Annotated in this window: 36 protein-coding genes; 35 read left to right on the plus strand and 1 reads right to left on the minus strand. The window is 39.8% G+C overall.

Going from position 1 to position 22,385, the window contains the following annotated elements; genetic code table 11:
- The first annotated feature begins 19 nt into the window (after positions 1-19).
- The 35 genes from fusA to BIY37_RS04130 all read left to right on the plus strand — a co-directional run bounded on the left by fusA (position 20) and on the right by BIY37_RS04130 (position 20,833).
- Positions 20-2,074, plus strand: coding sequence for an elongation factor G (gene fusA, locus BIY37_RS03960; protein WP_070066538.1), 2,055 nt, complete (start codon positions 20-22; stop codon positions 2,072-2,074).
- A gap of 31 nt (positions 2,075-2,105) precedes the next feature.
- Positions 2,106-3,308: an elongation factor Tu gene (gene tuf, locus BIY37_RS03965; RefSeq protein WP_070066529.1), complete on the plus strand. Its 1,203-nt coding sequence runs from the start codon at positions 2,106-2,108 to the stop codon at positions 3,306-3,308.
- Positions 3,309-3,397: 89 nt separating this feature from the next.
- Positions 3,398-3,709, plus strand: a complete 312-nt coding sequence (gene rpsJ / locus BIY37_RS03970) for a 30S ribosomal protein S10 (protein WP_080324835.1) — start codon at positions 3,398-3,400, stop codon at positions 3,707-3,709.
- Positions 3,710-3,734: 25 nt separating this feature from the next.
- Positions 3,735-4,376 (plus strand): 50S ribosomal protein L3, encoded by a 642-nt coding sequence (gene rplC, locus BIY37_RS03975; protein ID WP_070066539.1) that lies wholly within the window; start codon positions 3,735-3,737, stop codon positions 4,374-4,376.
- A gap of 5 nt (positions 4,377-4,381) precedes the next feature.
- Positions 4,382-4,993, plus strand: coding sequence for a 50S ribosomal protein L4 (rplD, locus tag BIY37_RS03980; protein ID WP_080324836.1), 612 nt, complete (start codon positions 4,382-4,384; stop codon positions 4,991-4,993).
- Between the two features lie 16 nt (positions 4,994-5,009).
- Entirely contained in the window at positions 5,010-5,291 is a 282-nt protein-coding gene (rplW, locus tag BIY37_RS03985; protein ID WP_070066541.1) for a 50S ribosomal protein L23, read from the plus strand.
- Between the two features lie 36 nt (positions 5,292-5,327).
- Positions 5,328-6,173 carry a 50S ribosomal protein L2 gene (gene rplB / locus BIY37_RS03990; RefSeq protein ID WP_070066542.1) on the plus strand — a complete coding sequence of 282 codons (846 nt, stop codon included), beginning with the start codon at positions 5,328-5,330 and terminating at the stop codon, positions 6,171-6,173.
- Between the two features lie 33 nt (positions 6,174-6,206).
- Complete coding sequence (rpsS, locus tag BIY37_RS03995; RefSeq protein WP_070066543.1) at positions 6,207-6,491, plus strand: 30S ribosomal protein S19; 285 nt, start codon at positions 6,207-6,209, stop codon at positions 6,489-6,491.
- 51 nt (positions 6,492-6,542) lie between these two features.
- Positions 6,543-6,896 carry a 50S ribosomal protein L22 gene (gene rplV / locus BIY37_RS04000; protein WP_070066544.1) on the plus strand — a complete coding sequence of 118 codons (354 nt, stop codon included), beginning with the start codon at positions 6,543-6,545 and terminating at the stop codon, positions 6,894-6,896.
- Positions 6,897-6,909: 13 nt separating this feature from the next.
- Positions 6,910-7,608 carry a 30S ribosomal protein S3 gene (gene rpsC / locus BIY37_RS04005; protein WP_070066545.1) on the plus strand — a complete coding sequence of 233 codons (699 nt, stop codon included), beginning with the start codon at positions 6,910-6,912 and terminating at the stop codon, positions 7,606-7,608.
- Positions 7,553-7,972, plus strand: coding sequence for a 50S ribosomal protein L16 (rplP, locus tag BIY37_RS04010; protein WP_070066546.1), 420 nt, complete (start codon positions 7,553-7,555; stop codon positions 7,970-7,972). Before rpsC ends, rplP begins: the two co-directional genes overlap by 56 nt.
- Entirely contained in the window at positions 7,969-8,199 is a 231-nt protein-coding gene (gene rpmC, locus BIY37_RS04015; RefSeq protein ID WP_070066547.1) for a 50S ribosomal protein L29, read from the plus strand. Before rplP ends, rpmC begins: the two co-directional genes overlap by 4 nt.
- Positions 8,196-8,465: a 30S ribosomal protein S17 gene (rpsQ, locus tag BIY37_RS04020; protein WP_070066548.1), complete on the plus strand. Its 270-nt coding sequence runs from the start codon at positions 8,196-8,198 to the stop codon at positions 8,463-8,465. Before rpmC ends, rpsQ begins: the two co-directional genes overlap by 4 nt.
- 19 nt (positions 8,466-8,484) lie before the next feature.
- Positions 8,485-8,853 carry a 50S ribosomal protein L14 gene (gene rplN / locus BIY37_RS04025; RefSeq protein ID WP_070066549.1) on the plus strand — a complete coding sequence of 123 codons (369 nt, stop codon included), beginning with the start codon at positions 8,485-8,487 and terminating at the stop codon, positions 8,851-8,853.
- 46 nt (positions 8,854-8,899) lie between these two features.
- On the plus strand, positions 8,900-9,235 hold the full coding sequence (rplX, locus tag BIY37_RS04030; RefSeq protein WP_070066550.1) for a 50S ribosomal protein L24: 336 nt from the start codon (positions 8,900-8,902) through the stop codon (positions 9,233-9,235).
- Positions 9,236-9,255: 20 nt separating this feature from the next.
- The gene (rplE, locus tag BIY37_RS04035; protein WP_070066551.1) at positions 9,256-9,798 is read left to right on the plus strand and encodes a 50S ribosomal protein L5; all 543 of its coding nucleotides are present in this window, start codon (positions 9,256-9,258) and stop codon (positions 9,796-9,798) included.
- Between the two features lie 9 nt (positions 9,799-9,807).
- Positions 9,808-9,993 carry a type Z 30S ribosomal protein S14 gene (locus BIY37_RS04040; RefSeq protein ID WP_080324837.1) on the plus strand — a complete coding sequence of 62 codons (186 nt, stop codon included), beginning with the start codon at positions 9,808-9,810 and terminating at the stop codon, positions 9,991-9,993.
- Positions 9,994-10,051: 58 nt separating this feature from the next.
- Positions 10,052-10,453: a 30S ribosomal protein S8 gene (gene rpsH / locus BIY37_RS04045; RefSeq protein WP_070066552.1), complete on the plus strand. Its 402-nt coding sequence runs from the start codon at positions 10,052-10,054 to the stop codon at positions 10,451-10,453.
- 29 nt (positions 10,454-10,482) lie between these two features.
- Positions 10,483-11,046 carry a 50S ribosomal protein L6 gene (gene rplF / locus BIY37_RS04050; protein ID WP_070066553.1) on the plus strand — a complete coding sequence of 188 codons (564 nt, stop codon included), beginning with the start codon at positions 10,483-10,485 and terminating at the stop codon, positions 11,044-11,046.
- Positions 11,047-11,066: 20 nt separating this feature from the next.
- Complete coding sequence (gene rplR / locus BIY37_RS04055) at positions 11,067-11,435, plus strand: 50S ribosomal protein L18 (RefSeq protein ID WP_070066554.1); 369 nt, start codon at positions 11,067-11,069, stop codon at positions 11,433-11,435.
- A 27-nt stretch (positions 11,436-11,462) separates the two neighbouring features.
- Positions 11,463-11,948 (plus strand): 30S ribosomal protein S5, encoded by a 486-nt coding sequence (rpsE, locus tag BIY37_RS04060; RefSeq protein ID WP_070066555.1) that lies wholly within the window; start codon positions 11,463-11,465, stop codon positions 11,946-11,948.
- Entirely contained in the window at positions 11,945-12,388 is a 444-nt protein-coding gene (gene rplO / locus BIY37_RS04065) for a 50S ribosomal protein L15 (protein WP_070066556.1), read from the plus strand. The genes rpsE and rplO overlap by 4 nt, the downstream gene beginning before the upstream one ends.
- The gene (gene secY, locus BIY37_RS04070) at positions 12,385-13,767 is read left to right on the plus strand and encodes a preprotein translocase subunit SecY (protein WP_070066557.1); all 1,383 of its coding nucleotides are present in this window, start codon (positions 12,385-12,387) and stop codon (positions 13,765-13,767) included. The genes rplO and secY overlap by 4 nt, the downstream gene beginning before the upstream one ends.
- Positions 13,764-14,447, plus strand: coding sequence for an adenylate kinase (locus BIY37_RS04075; RefSeq protein ID WP_070066558.1), 684 nt, complete (start codon positions 13,764-13,766; stop codon positions 14,445-14,447). The genes secY and BIY37_RS04075 overlap by 4 nt, the downstream gene beginning before the upstream one ends.
- Entirely contained in the window at positions 14,448-15,200 is a 753-nt protein-coding gene (map, locus tag BIY37_RS04080; RefSeq protein WP_070066559.1) for a type I methionyl aminopeptidase, read from the plus strand.
- Positions 15,201-15,224: 24 nt separating this feature from the next.
- Entirely contained in the window at positions 15,225-15,443 is a 219-nt protein-coding gene (infA, locus tag BIY37_RS04085) for a translation initiation factor IF-1 (RefSeq protein WP_070066560.1), read from the plus strand.
- Between the two features lie 33 nt (positions 15,444-15,476).
- A complete protein-coding gene (rpmJ, locus tag BIY37_RS04090; protein ID WP_080324838.1) occupies positions 15,477-15,590 on the plus strand; it encodes a 50S ribosomal protein L36 in 114 nt (37 codons plus the stop codon).
- Between the two features lie 33 nt (positions 15,591-15,623).
- Positions 15,624-16,007, plus strand: a complete 384-nt coding sequence (gene rpsM / locus BIY37_RS04095) for a 30S ribosomal protein S13 (protein ID WP_070066561.1) — start codon at positions 15,624-15,626, stop codon at positions 16,005-16,007.
- Positions 16,008-16,043: 36 nt separating this feature from the next.
- On the plus strand, positions 16,044-16,793 hold the full coding sequence (locus BIY37_RS04100; RefSeq protein ID WP_179129277.1) for a class I SAM-dependent methyltransferase: 750 nt from the start codon (positions 16,044-16,046) through the stop codon (positions 16,791-16,793).
- Positions 16,794-16,926: 133 nt separating this feature from the next.
- Positions 16,927-17,307 carry a 30S ribosomal protein S11 gene (rpsK, locus tag BIY37_RS04105; RefSeq protein ID WP_070066563.1) on the plus strand — a complete coding sequence of 127 codons (381 nt, stop codon included), beginning with the start codon at positions 16,927-16,929 and terminating at the stop codon, positions 17,305-17,307.
- A gap of 32 nt (positions 17,308-17,339) precedes the next feature.
- Positions 17,340-17,966 carry a 30S ribosomal protein S4 gene (gene rpsD, locus BIY37_RS04110; protein ID WP_070066564.1) on the plus strand — a complete coding sequence of 209 codons (627 nt, stop codon included), beginning with the start codon at positions 17,340-17,342 and terminating at the stop codon, positions 17,964-17,966.
- A gap of 156 nt (positions 17,967-18,122) precedes the next feature.
- Positions 18,123-19,139 carry a DNA-directed RNA polymerase subunit alpha gene (locus BIY37_RS04115; protein WP_070066565.1) on the plus strand — a complete coding sequence of 339 codons (1,017 nt, stop codon included), beginning with the start codon at positions 18,123-18,125 and terminating at the stop codon, positions 19,137-19,139.
- 4 nt (positions 19,140-19,143) lie between these two features.
- On the plus strand, positions 19,144-19,704 hold the full coding sequence (rplQ, locus tag BIY37_RS04120; RefSeq protein ID WP_080324839.1) for a 50S ribosomal protein L17: 561 nt from the start codon (positions 19,144-19,146) through the stop codon (positions 19,702-19,704).
- Between the two features lie 81 nt (positions 19,705-19,785).
- Entirely contained in the window at positions 19,786-20,388 is a 603-nt protein-coding gene (locus BIY37_RS04125) for a Maf family protein (protein ID WP_070066567.1), read from the plus strand.
- The gene (locus tag BIY37_RS04130; protein WP_230402431.1) at positions 20,366-20,833 is read left to right on the plus strand and encodes a dual specificity protein phosphatase 23; all 468 of its coding nucleotides are present in this window, start codon (positions 20,366-20,368) and stop codon (positions 20,831-20,833) included. Before BIY37_RS04125 ends, BIY37_RS04130 begins: the two co-directional genes overlap by 23 nt.
- Positions 20,834-20,890: 57 nt before the next feature.
- On the opposite strand, the gene BIY37_RS04135 is transcribed toward BIY37_RS04130, so the two are convergent.
- A complete protein-coding gene (locus BIY37_RS04135; protein ID WP_201789384.1) occupies positions 20,891-21,847 on the minus strand; it encodes an acyl-CoA dehydratase activase in 957 nt (318 codons plus the stop codon).
- Between the last annotated feature and the right edge of the window lie 538 nt (positions 21,848-22,385).

The raw sequence follows: 22,385 nt of genomic DNA on the forward strand, positions 1-22,385 counted from the left end.
AGCACAGGAAGTGTAATTTATGAATATTGAAAAAATGAGAAATTTTGGCATCGCCGCACATATCGATGCCGGTAAAACAACAACTTCGGAACGCATTCTTTATTATACAGGTAAATCATACAAAATGGGTGAAGTCCACGAAGGTACCGCAACAATGGACTGGATGGAAGAGGAACAGAAACGCGGGATTACGATTACTGCAGCGGCAACTACCTGTTCGTGGAATGATTATCATATTAATTTAATAGACACACCAGGCCACGTGGATTTTACTATAGAAGTTGAACGATCACTTCGTGTTCTTGATGGGGCTATTTGTGTTTTTTGCGGGGTAGGCGGGGTTGAAGCCCAGTCAGAGACAGTTTGGCGTCAAGCCGACAGATACGATGTGCCACGAATTTGTTTTGTGAATAAAATGGACCGTGTTGGTGCGGATTTTGATAAAGTGGTTGGTGAGATTAACGAGCGGTTGGGAATGAAAGCAATTCCCATTCAATTGCCTTTAGGAAGAGAGCAAGGCTTCAAGGGTGTTATTGATTTGGTAAATATGAAGGCCATGGTCTATTCAGATGATGTTGATAAACTGGGAGTGAATTTTTCTGTTGAAGAAATTCCGGAAGAATATAAGGATAAAGCTGTTGCACAACGCGAGAAAATGATTGAGGGATTGGCAGAACAAATTGACTGGTTAACGGAAAAATTTTTAAATGGCGAAACGATAACGAATGAAGAAATTAAAAAAGCCATCAGGGAAGGAACGATCAGTTTGAAGTTTGTACCAGTTATGTGTGGCTCTGCTTTTAAGAAAAAAGGGATCCAACCGCTTCTGGATGCTGTTTGCGAATATCTACCGTCTCCGCTTGATCGGAAATCAATTGTTGGTACGAATCCTGATACGGACGAAGAAATATCAAGAAAACCACTTCCTGCAGAACCCTTTAGTGCCCTAGCTTTTAAGATCGCATCCGATAAACATGGTGATTTGACATTTATCCGGGTTTATTCGGGAAAGATAAATGCCGGTGCACGGGTAATAAATTCTGGTAAAGATAAGAAGGAATTGATCAGTCGTATTTATAAAATGCATGCAAATACCAGAGAACAGGTAGAGATGCTTTCAGCAGGTGACATCGGGGCGGTAATTGGCTTAAAGTATACGGTTACTGGTGATACCCTGTGTGATGCAGACAATCCGATCGTTCTTGAAAAAATCGAGTTTCCAGATACGGTGATTTCCATGGCAATTGAACCAAAAACGGATGCAGAAAAAGAAAAACTGGGGGTTGTTTTGTCAAAGCTAGCAAAAGAAGATCCAACATTCAAAGTTCGTATGGATCAAGAGACTGGACAAATGATCATTTCCGGAATGGGAGAATTGCATTTGGAAGTAATTAAAAACAGAATGCTTAGTGAATATAAGGTGGACGCTAATGTAGGGGCACCAAAAGTATCGTATCGAGAAACTATTGGGAAGAAGGTTGAGGTTGAGGGTAAATTCATACAGCAGACAGGGGGGCACGGGCAGTATGGGCATGTTTGGATTACCTTGGAACCTTTTAAGGGCGAAGAAGCGGTGGAATTTGAAGACGCAATTGTAGGAGGGAAAATCCCTAAGCAATATATACGATCAGTGGAAAAGGGAATCAGGGAGACTGCTGCAACTGGTGTAGCTGGCGGCTATCCATTAATAGATATTAAAGTTACCTTGACAGACGGTTCGACGCATCCGGTAGACTCGTCTGATTTAGCATTTTATACCGCTGCCAGTATTGCGTTGCGAAAAGGAGTGGAAATGGCAAAATCGATATTGTTGGAACCAATCATGTCATTGGAAATTGCCGTTCCCGAGCAGTATATGGGAGACGTTATAAGCGAGATCCACAGTCGCAGGGCTAGTATAAATGAGATGGGCTCACGAGGGAATTTAAGAATTATCAAGGGTGATGTTCCTCTTGCGGAAATGTTTGGGTACTCGACCGTGTTACGGTCTATTACGCAGGGTAGAGGTACGTTTACTATGGAACCATTAGAATACAGACCAGCGCCTGCTAAGGTATTCAGTAGTGTAGCATAATGCATTTTCAAAACAATCGGAGGTTTAAACGATGGGTAAAGAGGTATTTAAGCGAACGAAGCCGCATGTGAACGTAGGGACGATAGGGCATGTGGATCATGGGAAGACGACGTTGACAGCGGTGATCACGCATGTATTGGCGAAGCAGGGGTTAGCGAAGGAGAGGCCGTACGATTCGATCGACAAGGCGCCGGAGGAGAGGGAGCGGGGAATAACTATAGCGATATCCCATGTGGAGTATGAGACGCAGAAGAGGCATTATGCGCATGTGGATTGTCCTGGTCATGCGGATTATGTGAAGAACATGATAACGGGGGCGGCGCAGATGGATGGTGCGATATTGGTGGTGAGTGCGCCAGATGGGCCGATGCCACAGACGCGGGAGCATATACTTTTGGCAAGGCAGGTTGGGGTGCCGCGGATTGTGGTATTCATGAACAAGGTGGATATGCTGGAGGATAAGGAGTTGCTGGATTTGGTGGAGTTGGAGGTACGGGAGTTGTTGAGTAAGTATAATTTTCCTGGGGATGAGATCCCTGTGGTAAGGGGTTCTGCGCTCAAGGCGAATGAGTGTGGGTGTGGAAGTGCGTCGTGCGCGAATTGTGGTCCGGTGTTGAAGCTGATGGATGCGGTGGATGCGTATATCCCTGATCCTGTGAGAGAGATAGACAAGCCGTTTTTGATGTCTGTGGAAGATGTATTTAGTATTAAGGGTCGTGGGACGGTAGGAACTGGTAGGGTGGAGAGGGGTCGTGTGAAAGTTGGGGATGAGGTGGAGATAGTGGGGATCAAGCCCGATGTGAAGAAGTCGATAGTGACAGGGGTTGAGATGTTTAACAAGACGTTGGATGAGGGGCAGGCTGGTGACAATTTAGGGGTATTGCTGAGAGGTGTGGAGAAGGAGGATTTGGAGCGTGGTCAGGTGTTGTCGAAGCCTGGGAGTATAACGCCGCATAAGAAGTATGAGGCAGAAGCGTATATTTTGACGAAGGAAGAGGGGGGAAGGCACACGCCGTTCTTTAACGGGTACCGGCCGCAGTTTTATTTTAGAACAACGGATGTGACGGGAGTGGTGAGTTTGACGGGGGGTGCTGAGATGGTGATGCCTGGAGACAATGTGAAGGTAAATGTGGAGTTGTTGACGGCGGTGGCGATGGATGAGGGGCTGCGGTTTGCCATTCGGGAAGGTGGAAAGACTGTCGGCGCAGGTGTCGTTACTAAAATTATTGAATAAATATCTTTTTGATGTTGACTTTGGTAAATTGCGTGATAACATAGTACTTTTTTGTAATTTGGTTTTATTGTTTTGTTTATCGGAGTGTTATAGTGCTGGATCAGAAAATAAGAATTCGCATGGAAGCATATGATCATAGAATATTAGATCAATCATCTTTGGAGGTCGTGGAAACAGCAAAGCGCACTGGCGCAAAGGTATTTGGCCCTGTTCCTTTGCCCACGCGTATTGAACGATATACGGTGCTGAGATCGCCACATGTTGATAAAAAATCCAGAGAACAGTTTGAAATTCGTACACATAAAAGATTAATCGATATTTTCGAGCCCACGGCAAAAACAATGGATGCGCTGAATAAAATAAACATGCCGGCTGGTATTGAGATTAAGATAAAAGCATAAATTTAACAGGTTGAGGTGGATAAGAATGCTACACGGTTTTCTTGGTAAGAAAATAGGTATGACGCAGATCTATACAGACGAAGGTAAGTTGCTACCGGTTACCCTGATTCAGGCTGGGCCATGCAGTGTAATACAAATTAAAACGCTCGAAAATGACGGATACTCTGCGATTCAAATAGGATTCGATGATAAAAAAAAGAAAAGTGCGACAAGGCCAGAGATCGGGCATGTATCGAAATTATCTTTAGAACCAAAAAGATTTATTCGTGAAATAAAACCTGAGTTGGGTGCGGAGCTTAAAATAGGACAAAGCATTACGGTGGATATATTTCAAGACGTTAAAATGGTTGATGTGATTGGCGTGACGAAAGGAAAGGGATATGCCGGCGTTATGAAAAGATGGAATTTTAAGGGTGGTCTTAATACTCATGGATCGACAAGACATCGTCCGCCAGGTTCAATCGGTTCTAATACCGATCCGGGAAGAGTGATGCGAGGAAAGAAAATGGCAGGAAGGCTTGGTGGAGAACGTGTAACGATAAAAAATATTGATGTGGTTAAAATAGATGCTAATAGAAGTCTATTGTTTCTTAAAGGTGCTGTACCTGGACATAAAGGAAGTTATCTTATATTAAATAAGGCAAGAGTGGAGAAGGTCAGTAAATAAAAATCATGGAAATACCGGTATATAGTAAACAGGGAGAAAAGATTGATTGTGTACAACTCGACAAAAAAAAATTTGGTACACCTATTCGTACGACGTTGTTGCGCGATGCCATCATAATGTACGAAGCAAATAAGAGACAAGGAAACGCATCGACAAAAACAAAGGCTGAGGTAGCGGGCGGAGGTAAGAAACCGTGGGTTCAAAAACATACTGGTAGGGCAAGGGCAGGCAGTATTCGTTCTCCTCTTTGGAAGGGTGGCGGGATTGTGTTCGGCCCTAAACCGCGGGATTATTCTTTTACAATTACAAAAAAGGCAAAGAAGTCTGCGCTATATTCTGCTATAGCAGTACGTGCGCGGGATAATGAACTGATTGTGGTGGATGATTTCAAGTTGGTTGTGCCGAAGACTAAAGAAATGGCTACTACATTAAAAGCTCTTGGTATCTATGGTACAAGTTGTTTAATTGTTATACCGCAAGCGAATGAAGTGATTTGGAAATCGGCTCGGAATATTCCTTATGTAAAAGTTATGACGAGTTCAGCCTTGAATGCATATGAAGTTCTTAAGCCGAAAAAAATACTGATAATGCGTGATGCTTTAGATAAAATACAATAGGAGTTTACTTACGAAAATGGATGCATATCATATTATTAAAAGGCCTTTACGCACTGAAAAGAGTGTTGCAGATGGTGAGGCGACAAATTCTTATCATTTTGAAGTCGATTTAAAGGCAAATAAAATTCAGATAAAGCATGCAATCGAAATTTTTTTTAATGTTAAGGTTGAAGATGTAAGAACCTTAATTAAAAAAGGCAAGCAAAGAAGGGTGAGATTTAAAATTGGGCGAACAAAAAATTATAAGAAAGCTATCGTCACTCTAAAGGAAGGGAATAGTATAGATCTTGGCTATTAGTGACCGGCTAAATTCAAATAAAAGGAATTGATGTTTATGGGTATTATTTATTATAAGCCAGTAACAGCGGGTAGACGGTTTGCGAGTGTTTCTGATTTTTCAGAAATTACCAAAGCAAGGCCAGAAAAATCATTATTAGAACAAAAAAAAAAGACAGGCGGTAGAAACACCGAAGGCAAAATAACGGCAGCGCATATTGGCGGTGGAAGTAGGCGTCATTACAGAATAATCGATTTTAAACGAAAAAAAGATAATATTCCTGCAAAAGTCGCAGGTATTGAATATGATCCTAACAGGTCTGCACGCATTGCTCTTTTGCATTATTCAGATGGTGAAAAACGATACATACTTGCGCCGGATAATTTACGTGTCGGGCAGACATTAATGTCAGGTGAGAAAGTCGAGCCAGAAGTTGGCAATTGTATGCCTCTCAAAAATATCCCTTTAGGTTTGGAAATTCATAACATAGAAATGCGCATTGGGCAGGGAGGGCAGTTGGTTCGTTCTGCTGGCGGAACGGCAAAGCTGATGGCTAAGGAAGGAAATTACGCACACATTGTGCTCCCATCCGGAGAAGTGAGAAAAGTTTTTTTCGGCTGCCGAGCTACGATAGGAAAGATTGGAAATGTTGAGCATTTAAATATTCGTTTGGGAAAAGCTGGTAGAAAGAGATGGAAAGGAAGAAGGCCTCATGTGAGAGGGGTTGCTCAAAATCCGGTATCGCATCCGTTGGGTGGCGGAGAAGGTAGGAGTGGTGGCGGAAGACATCCGTGTTCCAAAACGGGATTATTGGCAAAAGGCGGGAAGACAAGAAAAAAGAAGGCGTTGAGTAATAAGTTTATTATTCGGAGAAGAAGAATAGGTGCAAGGGGTAATCTCTAATGGTTAAATTTACGCTACTTTGCAGGAGATGATATGAGTCGTTCAGTTAAAAAAGGGCCGTATCTTGATGAAAAATTAATGAAAAAGGTGCTCAGACAGAAAGAATCCGGTAGCAGTGAACCGTTAAAGACATGGTCGAGAAGTTGCACGATTGCACCGGAATTTGTATCTCATACATTTATGATTCACAACGGTAAAATTTTTCAGAAACTATTTGTTACCGATGACATGGTAGGTCACAAACTTGGTGAATTTGCACAAACAAGAATTTTCAGGGCGCATGGTGGTGTGAAGAAAAAAGAAACTCCTCATGGGTAATGCGTTGGTGTTGATTCTTATTTAAATGTCGCAAGGAAAGGTCTTCTAATAATGGAATTCAGATCAAGCTATAGATATGCAAGGATTTCTCCCAGAAAAGCAAGGTATGTAATCGATCTTGTCCGCGGGAAATCTGTAAACGATGCATTAAGGATTTTGCGAATAACGCATAAACGATCGTCCTATATGATTGACAAAGTAATAAGGGCTGCAATAGCTGCTGCTAATGAGAGTTTAGATGTTGACATTGATTCACTTTATGTGGCGCAGGCTCTTATCGATGCCGGACCGACAAGAAAAGGGCAACGCCCACGACCTCGTGGTATGTCAGCGAGAATATTAAAACGTACCAGTCATATCACGGTCGTATTATCTGAAAAAAAGAACACTCATATTATGGAATAAGTAAGGAGACGAGATGGGTCAAAAAGTTAGCCCAATTGGTTTACGCTTAGGAATTACTCAAGGGTGGAAATCCCTTTGGTATGCAGAAAAAAAAGATTTTGGCACTTTACTTGTCGAAGACCAAAAGATACGAAAAATTATTAAAAAAAGTTATGGATTTGCTGGTATTCCATGTATAGCAATCGAAAGAACTCGGCAGGATGCAAAAGTAACCCTGCACACAGCGCGTCCTGGCTTGATTATTGGCAGGAAAGGTGCAGAGGTTGATAAACTGAAAGAAGAAATACAGAAATTAATAGGACGTGAAGTTGTCATAAAAATAAAAGAAATAACAAAACCTGAGCTGTATGCTCAGCTGGTTGCGGAGAATATAGCAGAACAATTAGAAAAACGGGCAGCATTTAGGAGGACGATGAAAAAGGCAATGGATGCGTCAGTAGATGCTGGTGCAAGAGGAATAAAAATGCAGGTTGCAGGCAGGTTGGGAGGGGCAGAAATTGCCAGAACTGAAAAAATGTCCTTTGGAAGTGTTCCGTTACATACGTTGCGGGCAGATGTTGATTATGGTTTTGCCGAAGCAAAAACCACATACGGAGTCATTGGAGTGAAGGTGTGGATTTATAAAGGTTTGGTAAGTTCCGAGAAGGAGAAAAGACATGCGCCTGATGCCAAAGAGGGTGAAGTACAGGAAGTCGCAAAGGCAGAAAATTAAAGGGAATGCTACTAGGTGTAATACGGTTGCTTTTGGGGAGTTTGGTTTACAATCTCTGGAGCCAGGTTGGATAACTGCACAACAGCTCGAGGCAGGTAGGGTATCCGCATCGCAGTCTCTTCTAAGAGAGAGTAAATTGACGATAAGAGTATTTCCACATAAATCTGTTTCGTCGAAACCAATAGAAACCCGTATGGGTAAAGGAAAAGGTGAACCTGAATTTTGGGTTGCCGTTGTAAAGCCTGGTACAATGCTGTATGAAATAAGCGGGATAAATGAAGAGATGGCAAGACAAACGTTTAACAGGATAGCTCATAAAATGCCTATTAAAGTAAGGCTTGTTCAAAGGAGAAGAGTACTTTGAAAGTTGATGAAATGAGAAGCAAGTCTAGGCAGGAGCTTATGAATGAAATTGATGCTAGCAGGCGTGAATTGTTAAACATACAGTTTCAATGGTTGTCTGGTGAAACAAGGGACTCTGCCCAAAGAAAGGAAATCAAAAAAAATATTGCACGATTGAATACGGTACTTAGAGAGATGACATTGGGTATTAATTCCATATCGCAGGTTCAAGGAGCCGATAAGAGATGAGGTCAGGAAATGTACGGGGCAGGAGAAAAAGGGTAATAGGAATGGTAATTGGTGATAAGATGCAGAAAACAATCGTTGTAGAAGTAGCGTGTCTTATAAAGCATGCGAAATATGGTAAATATATAAAAAGGTCTACCATATACAAAACCCATGACGAGAACAAACAGGCGCGAGTTGGTGATAAAGTAGAAATTATCGAAACTAGGCCGCTGAGTAAAACAAAAACTACACAATTGGTTCGCATCATCGAAAAAGCTAAACGTTAAAAAGAAGTGGAGTTTCAGAATGATAATGGAACAAACAAAGCTTGAGATTGCTGATAATAGTGGTGCCAAAAGGGCTACGTGTATTAAGGTACTTGGCGGGACAAGCCGAAAGTACGCAACAGTTGGTGACGTAATTGTTGCAGCGGTTAAGAAGGCAATTCCTGAAGGGGTTGTAAAAAAGGGCGAAGTCGTGAAAGGTGTTGTTGTCAGAACTAAAAAGAACATTCGCAGAGATGATGGGTCGTATTTGAAATTTGATAAGAATGCCATAGTTATCATTGACAATGATGGTAATCCTAAAGGAACCCGTATTTTTGGTGCTGTTGCTAGAGAACTTAGACAAAAAAATTTTATGAAGATTATATCTCTGGCTGCTGAAGTAGTGTAAACCGATTAAGGATAGAAAATGTAATAACAAATTTCTGGAGAGAATTATGCACGTTCGCATGAATGATTTTGTTGCGGTAATGGCTGGTAACGAAGCTGGCAAAACGGGGAAAATAATAAAAATATTAACGGATAAAAAACGGGTAATGATAAAAGGAGTAAATTTAGTTTATAAACATACAAAACCAAGTCAAGTGAATCCGCAAGGAGGAAGAATACAAAAAGAAGCCTCAATAGCTATCTCAAACGTGCTGCCGGTGTGTCAGAATAAAAATTGTAAAAAAAACAATAAGGGAGTGCGAACAAAGAAAAAAATACTGGAAAATGGTGTAAAGTTTCGTACGTGTGCATATTGTGGTGCAGAAATTATAACGGCTGAATGAAGTTTTAGGATTTAAAATATATGACGAGATTGATAGAAAAATATAGACAACAAGTGGTACCTCAACTCATTGAAAAATTTCAGTATAAAAACAAAATATCTGTACCGAAAATTCAAAAGATAGTTGTTAATATGGGGGTGGGTAGAGCTACAGAAAATAAAAAACTTATCGAAGAAGCGACAAAACATCTTACGATTATTACCGGTCAGAAGCCTCTTATCACAAAAGCGAAAAAGGCTGTTTCCGGTTTCAAACTTAGAAAAGATCAGGCTATCGGATGTAAGGTAACGCTTCGTGGCAGAAGAATGTATGAATTTTTAGATCGTTTAATTAGTATTGTATTACCAAGAATCAGAGATTTTCGTGGACTATCATTAAAATCGTTTGATGGACGTGGTAACTATACAGTTGGACTCACAGAGCAGATTGTATTTCCTGAAATAACAATTGAATCTGTTGAATTTGTTCAGGGGATGGATGTTACCATAGTTATTACTGGCAATTCGAATGAACAATCTTGCGCACTATTGAAATTATTGGGGATGCCTTTTAAGGCAGAATAGGGAGTATGAATGGCAAGAAAATGTCTAATTGAAAAGTCAAAAAAAGAGCCAAAATTTAAAACGAGACAATATAACAGATGTAAGTTATGTGGACGACGCAGGGCGTATTTTCGCAGATTTCAGATCTGCAGACTTTGCTTTAGAAAACTCGCCTCAAAGGGGGAGATTCCTGGAGTAAAGAAAGCCAGTTGGTAGAATAAATTTTGATACTGATAAGAATGAAAAGATCTCTACACAGTAAAGGAAAAGAATAATGAGTATGACAGATCCTATCTCTGATATGTTTACGCGAATCAGAAATGCAAATGCAATTAAACGCGAAAGCGTAGACATCCCTTTATCAAAAATGAAGTTGTCTGTTTTAAAAATATTAAGAGAAGAGGGCTTTATCAAAGAATTTAAAGAGGTGCCAAACGAAGGTGAGGGAAGTCTTGTTAGGGTTTATCTTAAGTATGGTCCGTTAAAGCAACAGATTATAAATAAAATTGAGCGCGTGAGTAAATCGAGCCGGAGGATTTACAAAAAAACGGACGAAATAGGCAAGATTTGTGGAGGGATCGGTGTTGCGATTTACTCTACTTCAAAAGGTGTTGTAGGTGATAAGGAATGCAGGAAGCTTAACATCGGTGGTGAACTTATTGGTATAGTATCGTAATTAGCTCTGTAAAAATTGAGGTATAAAGTATGTCGAGGATTGGAAAACAACCTGTTAAAGTACCAAACGAGGCAAAAGTTTCTTTAGCAGCGAACACGATCAATCTTGAAGGACCAAAAGGAAAGTTGAGTCATTCATATCATCCTGATATTAAAATTGAGTATGATCAACAAAACAGACAAATTGCAGTGAAAAGATCCTTAGATGAAAAATATCAAAAGGCCTTGCATGGTTTAACCCGCGCACTGATTGCAAATATGGTAGTGGGTGTTACCAAGGGGTTTTCTAAAAATCTGGAAATTGTTGGTCTCGGATACAATGCTAAAGTCCAGGGTAAAGAGCTGCTGTTATCACTTGGATATACCCATCCGGTCCACTTGGCAATTCCGCAAGGAATTAAAGTTGACATTACGAATCCTACAAACCCTGCAAAGCTTACGGTTTCTGGTGCAGATAAACAAATGGTCGGACAATTTTCTGCGGTGATAAGAGGCAAAAAACCACCGGAGCCATACAAAGGGATGGGGATCAAATATGAGCGTGAAGTTATCAGAAGAAAGGCCGGAAAGGCATTCACGTCAGGTGCAGCGTAGCTATTTTAAGGAGGTTCATTATGAATAATATTAAAGAAAAATTACGTAAAAGAACGAGGCGTCATCTTAGACTCAGAATGAAAGTATTTGGTACAACGGAGCGGCCTCGTTTAAGTGTTTGTAAAACATTAAAAAATATTTATTGTCAAATCATAAATGATATGGAAGGGCGAACGCTGGCGGCCGCATCTACACAATCTCCTGACATCCGAGCACAGATTCCTTATGGGGGAAATGTGAAAGCTGCCGAAATCGTAGGAAAAAAAATTGCGGAAGAGGCGAAGAAAAAAGGCATTACTAAAGTTGTATTTGATAAGGGTGGATCTAAATATCACGGCAGGATAAAGGCCTTAGCAGAAAGTGCAAGAAAGCATAGTTTGAGTTTTTAAAAAGCTGATTCATACAAGGAGATTGATTTGGCGCGTTTGGAAGAACCAAAGAACTTGGAAGAAACTGTTGTAAGGATTAACCGGTGTACCACGGTAACAAAGGGCGGGAAATCGATGAGTTTTAGTGCTCTTGTGGTTGTTGGTGATAAAAAGGGGAGTGTTGGGATTGGATTTGGAAAAGCGAGAGAAGTGCCTAATGCTGTAAACAAAGCAGTTAAAGAGGCAAAAAAACAAATGGTCAAAATCCCATTAAGAGGTGATACGATACCTCATGTAATCTGGGGAAGGTTTAAGTCGGCAAATGTATTTTTAAAACCGGCATCGCCAGGTACAGGTATAAAGGCAGGGGCTTCAGCGCGGGCAGTTCTCGAATCTGTAGGAATAAAGAATATCCTGTCAAAATGTTATGGAAAAAGAAATCCCCTCAATGTGGTCAAGGCAACTTTGATGGGATTAAAAGCCTTACGAACAAAGGAAGAAGTCGGAGTGCTGAGGGGGGTGAAGATAGAATGAATTTTATGGATATAAAGGCTTTGCCTTTTGAAAGAAAACGGAGAAAAAGGGTTGGGCGAGGAAGAGGGTCTGGTATGGGAAAAACGTCGTGCAGGGGGGGGAAAGGAGCTACGGCACGATCGGGTAATGAGACAAAAATTCAGTTCGAAGGAGGGCAGACACCGCTCTTTCGTCGTCTTCCAAAACGAGGATTCAATAATCCTTTCAAAAAAAATTATGCGATAGTCAACATAAAAGATATTTCGCATTTTGATAAAGGAACAACGGTAAATGCAGAAAAATTAAAGGATGCTGGAATAATTAAAAAGATATTAGATGGTATAAAAGTGCTTGGTGATGGTGAAATAAAAAATCCATTGACCGTAATAGCGCATAAATTTAGTAAAGTTGCAAAGGAAAAGATTCTGACCGCTGGAGGAGAAGCAAAGACTGTGCTATGATAGAACAATTTGGCAATATTTTTCGAATACCGGAATTACGCAAGAAAGTGCTTATAACTCTCGGACTTATCGCTTTGTGTCGTGTTGGTGTTTATATACCAATTCCAGGAATTGATACTACGGTATTAAAATCATACTTTCATCAGTTTACCCAAACAGGTGTTGGCCAGTTATTGGGACTTGTCGATATGTTTGCTGGAGGTGCCCTGACTTCAGGAGCGATATTTGGTCTTGGGGTTATGCCATATATCAGTGCTTCCATTATTTTTCAGCTATTGGTTGGTGTCGTGCCCTACTTGGAGAGACTGCAGAAAGAGGGTGAGGTCGGAAGAAAAAAAATTAATCAATATACCAGGCTGGCTACAGTTGGGCTATGCCTTTTTCAGGCATTTGTGATGACCAGAACTCTGTATACCGTTGAGTTTAACGGAATGCCTGTCATTCCTGTCTACATTCAGGGGATCGGTTTTCAGATGATGGCTGCGCTTCTTTTAACAACTGGTACAATGACGCTTATGTGGATCGGAGAGCAAATCGAAGAGCACGGTATCGGAAGTGGGATTTCAATTGTAATTATGGTTGGTATTATAGATCGTTTACCGTGGGCTTTTTCTCAAGTAATGCAAAGTTTCACCTTTTCTGTTACTCCGGCTGAACATCAAATCGGAATAGTTAAATTAATCATACTTTTAGGTATGTTTCTTACCATAGTTGGCGGGGTTGTATACATTACGCAGGGGCAAAGACGAATACCGGTCCAGCAGGCTAAACATACGCGCGGTAGAAAAGTGTATGGTGGGCAAAGGCATTTTTTACCTCTTCGTGTGAATCAGGCAGGTGTGATGCCCATCATATTTGCGCAATCCTTGTTGATTTTTCCAGCGGCTATTATGCAGGGAATACAAGTGAGATTAGAGCCTGGTAGTTTATCCTATTGGATTACTTCCCGTCTTTCAGATGTTTTGCAAGGTGGTGTTGTTTATGTTATACTTTACGTATTGCTTATAACGTTTTTTTTTTATTTTTGGACAGCAATACAGTTTAATCCTAAAGAAATGTCGAATAACATGAAAGACTACGGAAGTTTTATTCCAGGAATACGGCCTGGACATAGAACGGCAGAATATTTGGAAGGTATAATGGGAAAAATTACTTTGGCTGGAGCAGCTTTCTTGGCTCTGATTGCAATTTTGCCAAAACTTGTGGCAGGCGGCTTTGAACTTAATCGGGCTATAGCTGGTTTTTATGGTGGTACCGGTTTACTAATTATTGTGGGTGTGGCATTGGATATGGTACAAAGAATAGAATCTCATATGATTATGAGGCAATATAGTGGTTTCCTGAATGGTGGAAGTAGGATTAGAGGAAGAATGGGATGAGGATTGTTTTTCTTGGTCCCCCAGGCGCTGGGAAAGGTACACAGGCTGAAACCCTGAGCAGAGAAAAAAAACTGTCACATATTTCTTCAGGAAATCTTTTAAGAGAGGCTGTTGAAAATGGCACTGAAACTGGTAGAAAGGCCCAACAGCACATAAATAAAGGGCAATTAGTTCCTGATAAAATTGTAGTTGACATTATCCGGGAGCGCATTGTGAAGAACGATTGTAAAAACGGTTTTATTCTGGACGGTTTTCCTAGAACCCTTTCCCAAGCAATCGTTTTGGATGAGATGTTAAAGAATCTTGGTAATAAATTGGATATGGTCTTTTATTTCGCTATTTCTAAAGAAAGCATAGTCCTTAGATTATCAGGGAGAAGAATCTGTGCTACCTGTGGTGCGAATTATCATATAAAATACGTTCCTTCTTTGGAAGACGGGATTTGTGATAAATGCGGTGGAAAGTTATATCAACGTACAGATGATAAGCTTGAAACAGTATTAGAGAGGATAAAAGTCTACCATGAACAGACGGAAGATTTGATTAATTATTATAAAAAGAATGGAATATTAAAAGAGATTGAATCAGAATCAAACGTTGAATCAATAACAGAAAATATTTTGAAAGTCATCGATAATGCTTCTAAAAGTGCATCTTTCGTTAATCTCGGGGTAGTGTAATTGATAGTTCTGAAATCCCCCCGTGAAATTGAGTTGATGAGAATTGCGGGAAAGATTACAGCAGAAGCCCTCAGATTGGCTAAAGAAATAGCTAAGGAAGATATAACAACAGATTATCTTAATACAGAAATTGAAAAATACATTTTAAGCAAAGGTGGCATACCAATATTTAAGGGCTACCGTGGATTTCCAAAGAGTATTTGTACATCAGTAAATGAGGAGGTTGTACATGGTATACCGGGACAGAGACGATTAAAAAACGGAGACATACTAAGCATCGATATAGGCGTTGGTTATAGGAAGTATGTAGCGGATGCTGCAGTGACCATACCGATAGGCCCTGTTAGTAGCGAAGCAAGACAACTAATTGATGTTTGTGAGAAATCACTTCATTTGGCAATCAAGGTTATAAAGCCAAATAAAAAGCTTTCCCTGATTTCAAAGACTATTCAAGACTATGTGGAAGGGAATGGCTATTCTGTTGTGAGGAATTATACGGGACACGGAATTGGCAGATGCATGCATGAGGACCCACAAGTACCAAATTTTGTGAGCAAAGCTTTGTTGGAAGCAGACGAAGTTCTTGCACAGGGGATGACTATTGCAATAGAACCCATGATTTGTTTGGGTAGATGTGACACAGAGGTGTTAAGCAATAAATGGACAGTAGTAACGAAAGATAGGAAATTATCTGCGCATTTTGAGCATACCATTGTAGTAACTGACGATAACGCAGATATTTTAACTTTTTAATAAATTTTTAGTTTTTAATTGTATATGTCAAAAGAAGAGCCTATTCGCATAGAAGCAACAGTAAGAGAGGCACTTCCCAACGCTATGTTCTGGGTGGAATTACAGAATGGACATAAAGTGTTGGCGCATGTTTCAGGAAAAATGAGAATGCATTTTATCAAGATATTGCCAGGTGATAAGGTGACGATTGAAATGTCACCTTATGATCTTGATAAAGGTAGAATTATTTATAGGCAAGTTTAAGATAAATTTAGTTGGTCTAAAAGAGGCGTTATTATGAAAGTAAGGGCTTCCGTAAAACGTATTTGTGAGAATTGTAAGATTGTGAGAAGGAAAAATGTTGTTCGCGTAATTTGTGTAAACCCCCGTCACAAACAGCGACAGGGGTAATTGATTTGTATAACATGAGAAAGGAATAAGTAAATGCCGAGAATTGCCGGAATTGACATTCCCTCAGAGAAAAGAATTGTTGTTGCGCTTACCTATGCATATGGTATTGGAAAGGCTTTATCGCTGAATATATTAAAAGAGCTGAATATCGACGAAAACATACGTGCAAAAAATCTGCATGAGGATCAATTGAGCATGTTGAATGCTTATATTGAAAAGAACTTTACGGTTGAAGGTCAATTGCGCAGGCAGGAAATGCAAAACATTTCACGATTGAAAAGTATCAACTGTTACCGTGGAATACGGCATAAAGTAGGTCTGCCGGTGCGAGGACAGAGAACGAAAACAAATGCACGTACAAGAAAGGGTCGTAAAAAAACTGTTGCAGGAAAAAAAGGTGTAAAAGAGCTAGGATAATGGTGGAAATTTTTTAAACTTAATATGGTTCATTCTGTGACAAATTGTATTAGTACTAAAAAAAATATTGCAGAAGAATTAATATCCTGTAAAGAATTGTTAAAGATGTTAGCGTTGGATATAGGAAAGAGGGAAGACGGTCGTGATTTTAAAAAGTTCAATGAAGTAGTCGGTTTTTGTGAACAGATACTACGGATCGTTGAAACATACTCACAAAATAAAGAACTAGTGTTTCTCGACTGTTCATGCGGAAAATCCTATTTATCATTTGCTTTAAACAATATTCTTTCAAAACAATATTTTTTTAAAACTTTTTTTTATGGAGTGGATATAAATCCTGTCTTATTAGAAAAATGTGAACAGATTAGGGATGGTCTTGGCTTTAAAAATATGCAATTTATTCGTGCCAAAATTATTGAGGTGTTTCCTGAAAAACCTGTTGATATGGTAATCGCTTTACATGCATGCGATACCGCAACTGATGAGACAATTGCCAAAGGTATTAAACTGGGTGCAAAATATATAATCGTAGTTCCGTGTTGCGAGAATCAAATAAGAAGCCGCTTAAAAAAGGGGCACCCTTTGATTGAAATAACAGAATTTGGGTTATTGCGGTATCGTTTCGCTGATATTTTAACTACGGCATTAAGGTCAAAGTTTCTGGTGGGAGCAGGCTATTTTGTAAAACTTGTTGAGGTCGCTTCTCCAAAAGATACTCCAAAAAATTTAATGATCATAGCACGAAAAAAAAAAGGGCAATATGAAACTCAGTATGGATGGATATGACAAATTAGACAAAATGTTTCATACAAAGTTCGTTTTAAAAGATTATTTTCATGAAGCTGATATGACTCAGACAAATTATTTTTATTCTGAGGAATCCTAAAATTTATTTTTTTAGTTTGGGGCGGGAAATATTATGTCAAACGGAATCAAAAAAAAGATAAGACGGAATATTACGCGGGCAATTGCAAACATTAAGGCAACGTTTAATAATACGTATGTGACGATTTCAGATGTTAACGGAGAGACGATATGTTGGGCAAGTGCAGGTACAGTGGGCTTTAAGGGATCACGAAAAAGTACTCCCTTTGCCGCCCAGAAGGCTGCATCTAATGCAGCAGATAAAGCACAGAAGTGTGGTATTCAGGAAATAGAAATCAGGGTTAAAGGTCCTGGCCCAGGCCGTGAGTCCGCCATTACGGCGCTTCAGGCTGCTGGTTTGAGTATAAAGGCAATTGAAGATGTTACTCCGCTTCCGCACAATGGTTGTCGGCCAAGAAAAAAACGCAGGGTGTAAATAAGTTATAATAGATTCGGGAAAGGATTAATATGGCAAGATATGTAGGTCCGCAATGTAGATTGTGTCGGCGGGAAGGTGAAAAGCTATTCCTGAAAGGAATACGTTGTGATACAGTGAAATGTGCAATTACGAAGCGTAAGTACCCGCCCGGACAATTTACGTGGGGGAAGGGGAAATTATCAAAATATGGTATTCAATTTAGGGAGAAGCAAAAGGTCAAACGTTATTACGGAATATTAGAGAGACAATTTAAGAATTATTTTAAAAAGGCAGAACGACAAAAAGGAAATACGGGAGAAAATCTATTGATGATGTTAGAAAGAAGATTGGATAATGTTGTGCATCTCCTTTCTTTTGCCCCTTCAAGAAAAAGCGCCAGACAGTTTGTTCTGCATGGTCATATTATGGTGAATAATAAAAAGGTTGATATCGCTTCTTACCTTGTGAAAATGGGTGATATTATAAAACCTAGGAGTGGGGAGATAACTCAAAATATTGTTAAAACAAATCTAGAAATGGTGAAAGGTCGAAATGTCCCCGCTTGGATGCAACTGAGAGTAGATTTATTGGAGGGGTTGGTAACACAGCTTCCTACGCGAGAAGATATTTCAGTTCCTGCACAAGAACAGTTAATTGTTGAGCTGTGTTCTAAATAATTTTATTTGGCTCGTTTAATCATTTCGCAAATGTAAAACCAGCAAGTGGTTTAAAACAACTTCATGACGTTTGTCTGTCTTAGATGTGGAAAAATACACGTCCAGATAAATAAATTTATTTTCAGATCCCTTATTAACTGAATTTGGGGGAAAAATATGCGAATAAGATGGAGAGGTCTTGAACTTCCCGTTCGTGTTGATGTGGAAAGAGAGACTTTAACCAATGCCTATGGGAAGTTTATAGCGGCTCCTTTTGAGCGTGGCTTTGGCCACTCTATAGGTAATAGTTTACGGAGGATTATGCTTTCGTCATTGGAAGGCAGTGCGGTTGTAGCAGTCAGAATGGATGGGATTAGTCATGAATTTACCAGTATTCCTGGTATTGTAGAAGATGTGACTGATATAATGTTGAATATTAAAAATCTTGTAGTAAAACTGAATACCGATCAACCCAAAGTCATAAAAATTGAAGCAAGAAAAAAGGGTGAGATAAAAGCAAAGGATATTGTGGCCGATCCCAGCGTAGAAATAATTAATGGGGATTTGCATATAGCGACCCTTTCTGACGATGTAAAATTTAATGTGGAAATGGAAGTGAAGAAAGGCCGCGGGTATGTGACTGCTGAAGAAAATGAGCTGGAAGAGCAGGAATTTGGCCTCGTTGCGGTAGATTCAATTTTTTCACCTGTGAGAAATGTTCGTTACTCTATTGAGGAAACACGTGTTGGCAGGCGTACAAATTATGATAAACTTGTTATGGAGATATGGACAAATAGCGTTGTTTCCCCTGAAATGGCCATGGTTGAAGCTGCAAAAATTATGAGAAAACACCTGAATCCTTTCGTTCAATACTTTGAGATTGGCAGGGAGTTGCAACAAGTAGAAAAACGAATGGGTATTGAATCTGTTCCTGAGATATCTGAAGAAGAGCTGACAAAAAAAATGTGTATACATATTTCAGAGCTGGATTTGTCGGTTAGAGCTTCCAATTGCCTTGAAATATCAGGAATAGTAACGGTTGGAGATCTCGTTGCAAAGACAGAAGATCAACTTTTAGGGATAAAGAATTTTGGCAAAACTACTCTCAGAGAGGTAAAGACGAAGCTGGCACAATTAAACCTAACGATTGGAATGCCTATAGCAATCAAACAAATGGAAAAGGGGAAAGGATGATCCCATGAGACACAGAATGAGAGGAAGACATTTATCAAGAACTGCTGCACATAGAAAGGCATTAAGACAGAATATAACGAATAGCCTTTTTACATACGGAAGGATTGTTACGACATTGGAAAAAGCAAAGGAGACAAAGTCTTTTGCTGAAAAGCTCATTACCATTGCGAAAAAAGGGTTATTAAAAAAAGAAAGTGATAAGCCCGGTTACGTACATTGTTATCGTCAGATTTTGGCACGGTTGAGAAATGCCGATGTTGCAAGGAAGTTGTTAGGAGAAGGTCTATGGCGTGAAACCGGTGGTATTGCTCAACGATTTGTTAATCGGAACGGTGGCTATACGAGGATATTGAAATTGTCAGGGACTCGACTGGGGGTATTGTCTGGGAATAATGTTGGCAAAATACCAGAACTTGAATATAGAATGGAAGGCAGAGACAGAAAATTACGATTGCTAGGACGACGGCTTAATGATAATGCGTCGCGCGTGGTCTTTGAGTTGGTCGATGGTCTTGGTGAAATTCAACCTGTTGAAGAAGTTAAACCAGCAGTTACTCCGGTTTAGTTGAAAAAACTTTGAAGGAATTGATTCTTTTCTTGCTTACCCTTCTACTATTGTAGCATAGTAGAAGGGTTTTTTTGCCAAATGGAAACTACGACAAAGAAACGTTTAATCCTTGCTTCAGGCTCATCAAGACGGATTGATTTGTTAAAGATGCTTGGATACCATTTTGATATTGTACCGCATAGCATAGATGAATGTATTCCTGATAGTGCGTTTCCGGAGGAATTGGTCCGGAACCTGGCATTCCTAAAGGCAAATAATGTTGCTGGAAAAGTGAATAACGCAATCATTGTAGGTGCAGATACAGTAGTGTATCACAACAATAATATTATTAGCAAACCAAAAGATGCACTTGAAGCCAAAAAAATCCTTTCTTTGCTGAGTAAATCCGAACACAGTATTTTTACAGGGGTGTGCATGATAGATATACCTTCAAAAAAGAAATTATTGCGAAACGAACGAACGCGTATTACAATGAGACATATCCCGGAAAAAGAAATAGAAGCGTATGTCGATTCTGGGGAACCAATGGATAAGGCGGGAGCATATGCTATTCAGGGAGAAGGAAAAAATTTTGTTGAAAAAATAGATGGTAGCTACTCAAATGCGGTTGGTTTACCTTTGGAACTTGTCCAGGAAATGCTTTATTATTTTGTCAACGATGCAGATACCAAGAAATTTTAGTTGGGTTATAGAAGGTGAAATAGCAGGAATGGCAAGGCCCATATCCTTAGTGTCAGATCTTGAATTCCTAAAGGACAATGGGATTGAGGCGATTGTATCATTAACCGAATTGCCACTGCATAAAACGTTCATAGAAGAATTTGGCTTTGAGTATAAACACATTCCTGTAGTTGACCTCACATCGCCAACACAAGGGCAAATTGATGAATTTGTAGCTTTTATAAATAGTCTGACATCTTCCAAGAAAAAGACCGTTGTACATTGCGATGCCGGGATTGGAAGGACTGGAACGATGTTAGCTTGTTATCTTGTAAGTAAGGGCTATAGTGCGCAAAAGGCTGTGACCGAGGTGCGTCGGAAAAGACCGGGATCTGTTGAAACTCTGGAACAAGAAGACACGATCATAAAATATGAAGAAAGGCTTTTAAAAAAACGTAGAGGGTAGCGGTGTAATATTGTCTGATAAACCTTGGTGTTTGTCAGAAATTAATAATCGTGTTTCTTATTCAGTATGATGCAACGTTCTTTGTTTGCAATAATCTTTTGATAGATTCTTTGTATAGTTCTCATAAGCAACTATAGCAGCACCAAGGGCAGTTGTGATCTGTGGATCAGAAGGAACATAAATTTCTGTTTCCAATTCCCGTTCTAATGCGCTTTTCAATCCGGTGTTGAACGCAGGGCCACCATCGAAGAATACCGCGTCTTTAACACCGATTTTTTTTACCATAGCACCTACCCGTTTGGCGATAGATTTGTGAATGCCGGCAATAATATCCTCCACCGTTCTTCCCTGAGAGAGGAGCGAAATAACCTCAGATTCGCCAAAGACGGTACATAAACTATTTATATGGGGAATGTTTTCTGCTCTTTCCGACAATATACCCAACTCATCCAGTTCAACTTCGAGGATACGACTCATAACCTCTAAAAACCTGCCTGTCCCGGCGGCGCATTTGTCGTTCATCGCAAAATCTGTCATGATGCCACGTTCATCAAGTGCAATGACCTTGCAGTCCTGTCCGCCTATATTAATTATGGTTCTTACGTTTGCCTTCTCGCGCATGAGCCATATCGCTGCTTTCGCATTTGCCGTAATTTCGGTAATAATTTCATCCCCTGGTACTATCCTTCGGCCATATCCTGTGGTCACTGTGTATTGGATTTCATCCTCACATAGATCATAATCTTCGAGCATTTCATGGAGCAGGAGTTTTACCGTTTTCTTGCAATTCGTTCCTGTTGAGGACGTTTTTGACCCAATGATCGTTTGTTCGCGCAGTAACACAACTTTTGTGGTTGTTGAACCGATATCGATCCCCGCTATTATTTTCATAAAATGAATAATAACCACAATATATTTACGAAACAAGGTAAAAATGGTTATCGGGGGGACGAGAATGTCTGTCCAAAAAAAGAGCAAAAAAGGAAGTAAAGCAATTTCTCTTCGATTTTTCATCGTTTCCTCCTTCAATATTTTTTGGGAGAAAGTTTAGACGATGTTCGATGGAGTTCGCGATGTTATGATATAAACCCGCTAACGTTTTGAGTGGGGATTTATCCCTTTAATGTTTGTTTGCACCTGGATGCAAACGATTCCTGTACTTTTATGAATGATGTCCTGAACGTTGTTAGTACTTCTGCCGGGCAAATAATTTTAATGCTGAATAAAAAAGAATTGCTCAAATTACCGTATATAATTTATATTGAGCAAAAAGATAAGGGTCTTCTAAGTTTTGTGTGAGTAAATATCAGTATAGTTCTTTCTCTTTGGCACAAAAAATAAGGCTTTTCTGAGAAAATAACACCTCAAAAATTTGTCATGTTTAATTTACGAAAAGAGTCTTCAGAAAATTATGTGGAACGAAATATGCGCAGGTAAGATTTATCGCATTGATGGCTAACGAATGCACAAAAGAGTGCGCGTAACAAATTTACGGTCTCTCCATTCGTTTAGCCACTCAACAAAGTCGCTCAGGCTGCTTCTCAGTATTGCC

This window comes from Candidatus Brocadia sapporoensis, from assembly GCF_001753675.2.
Lineage (GTDB): Bacteria > Planctomycetota > Brocadiia > Brocadiales > Brocadiaceae > Brocadia > Brocadia sapporoensis.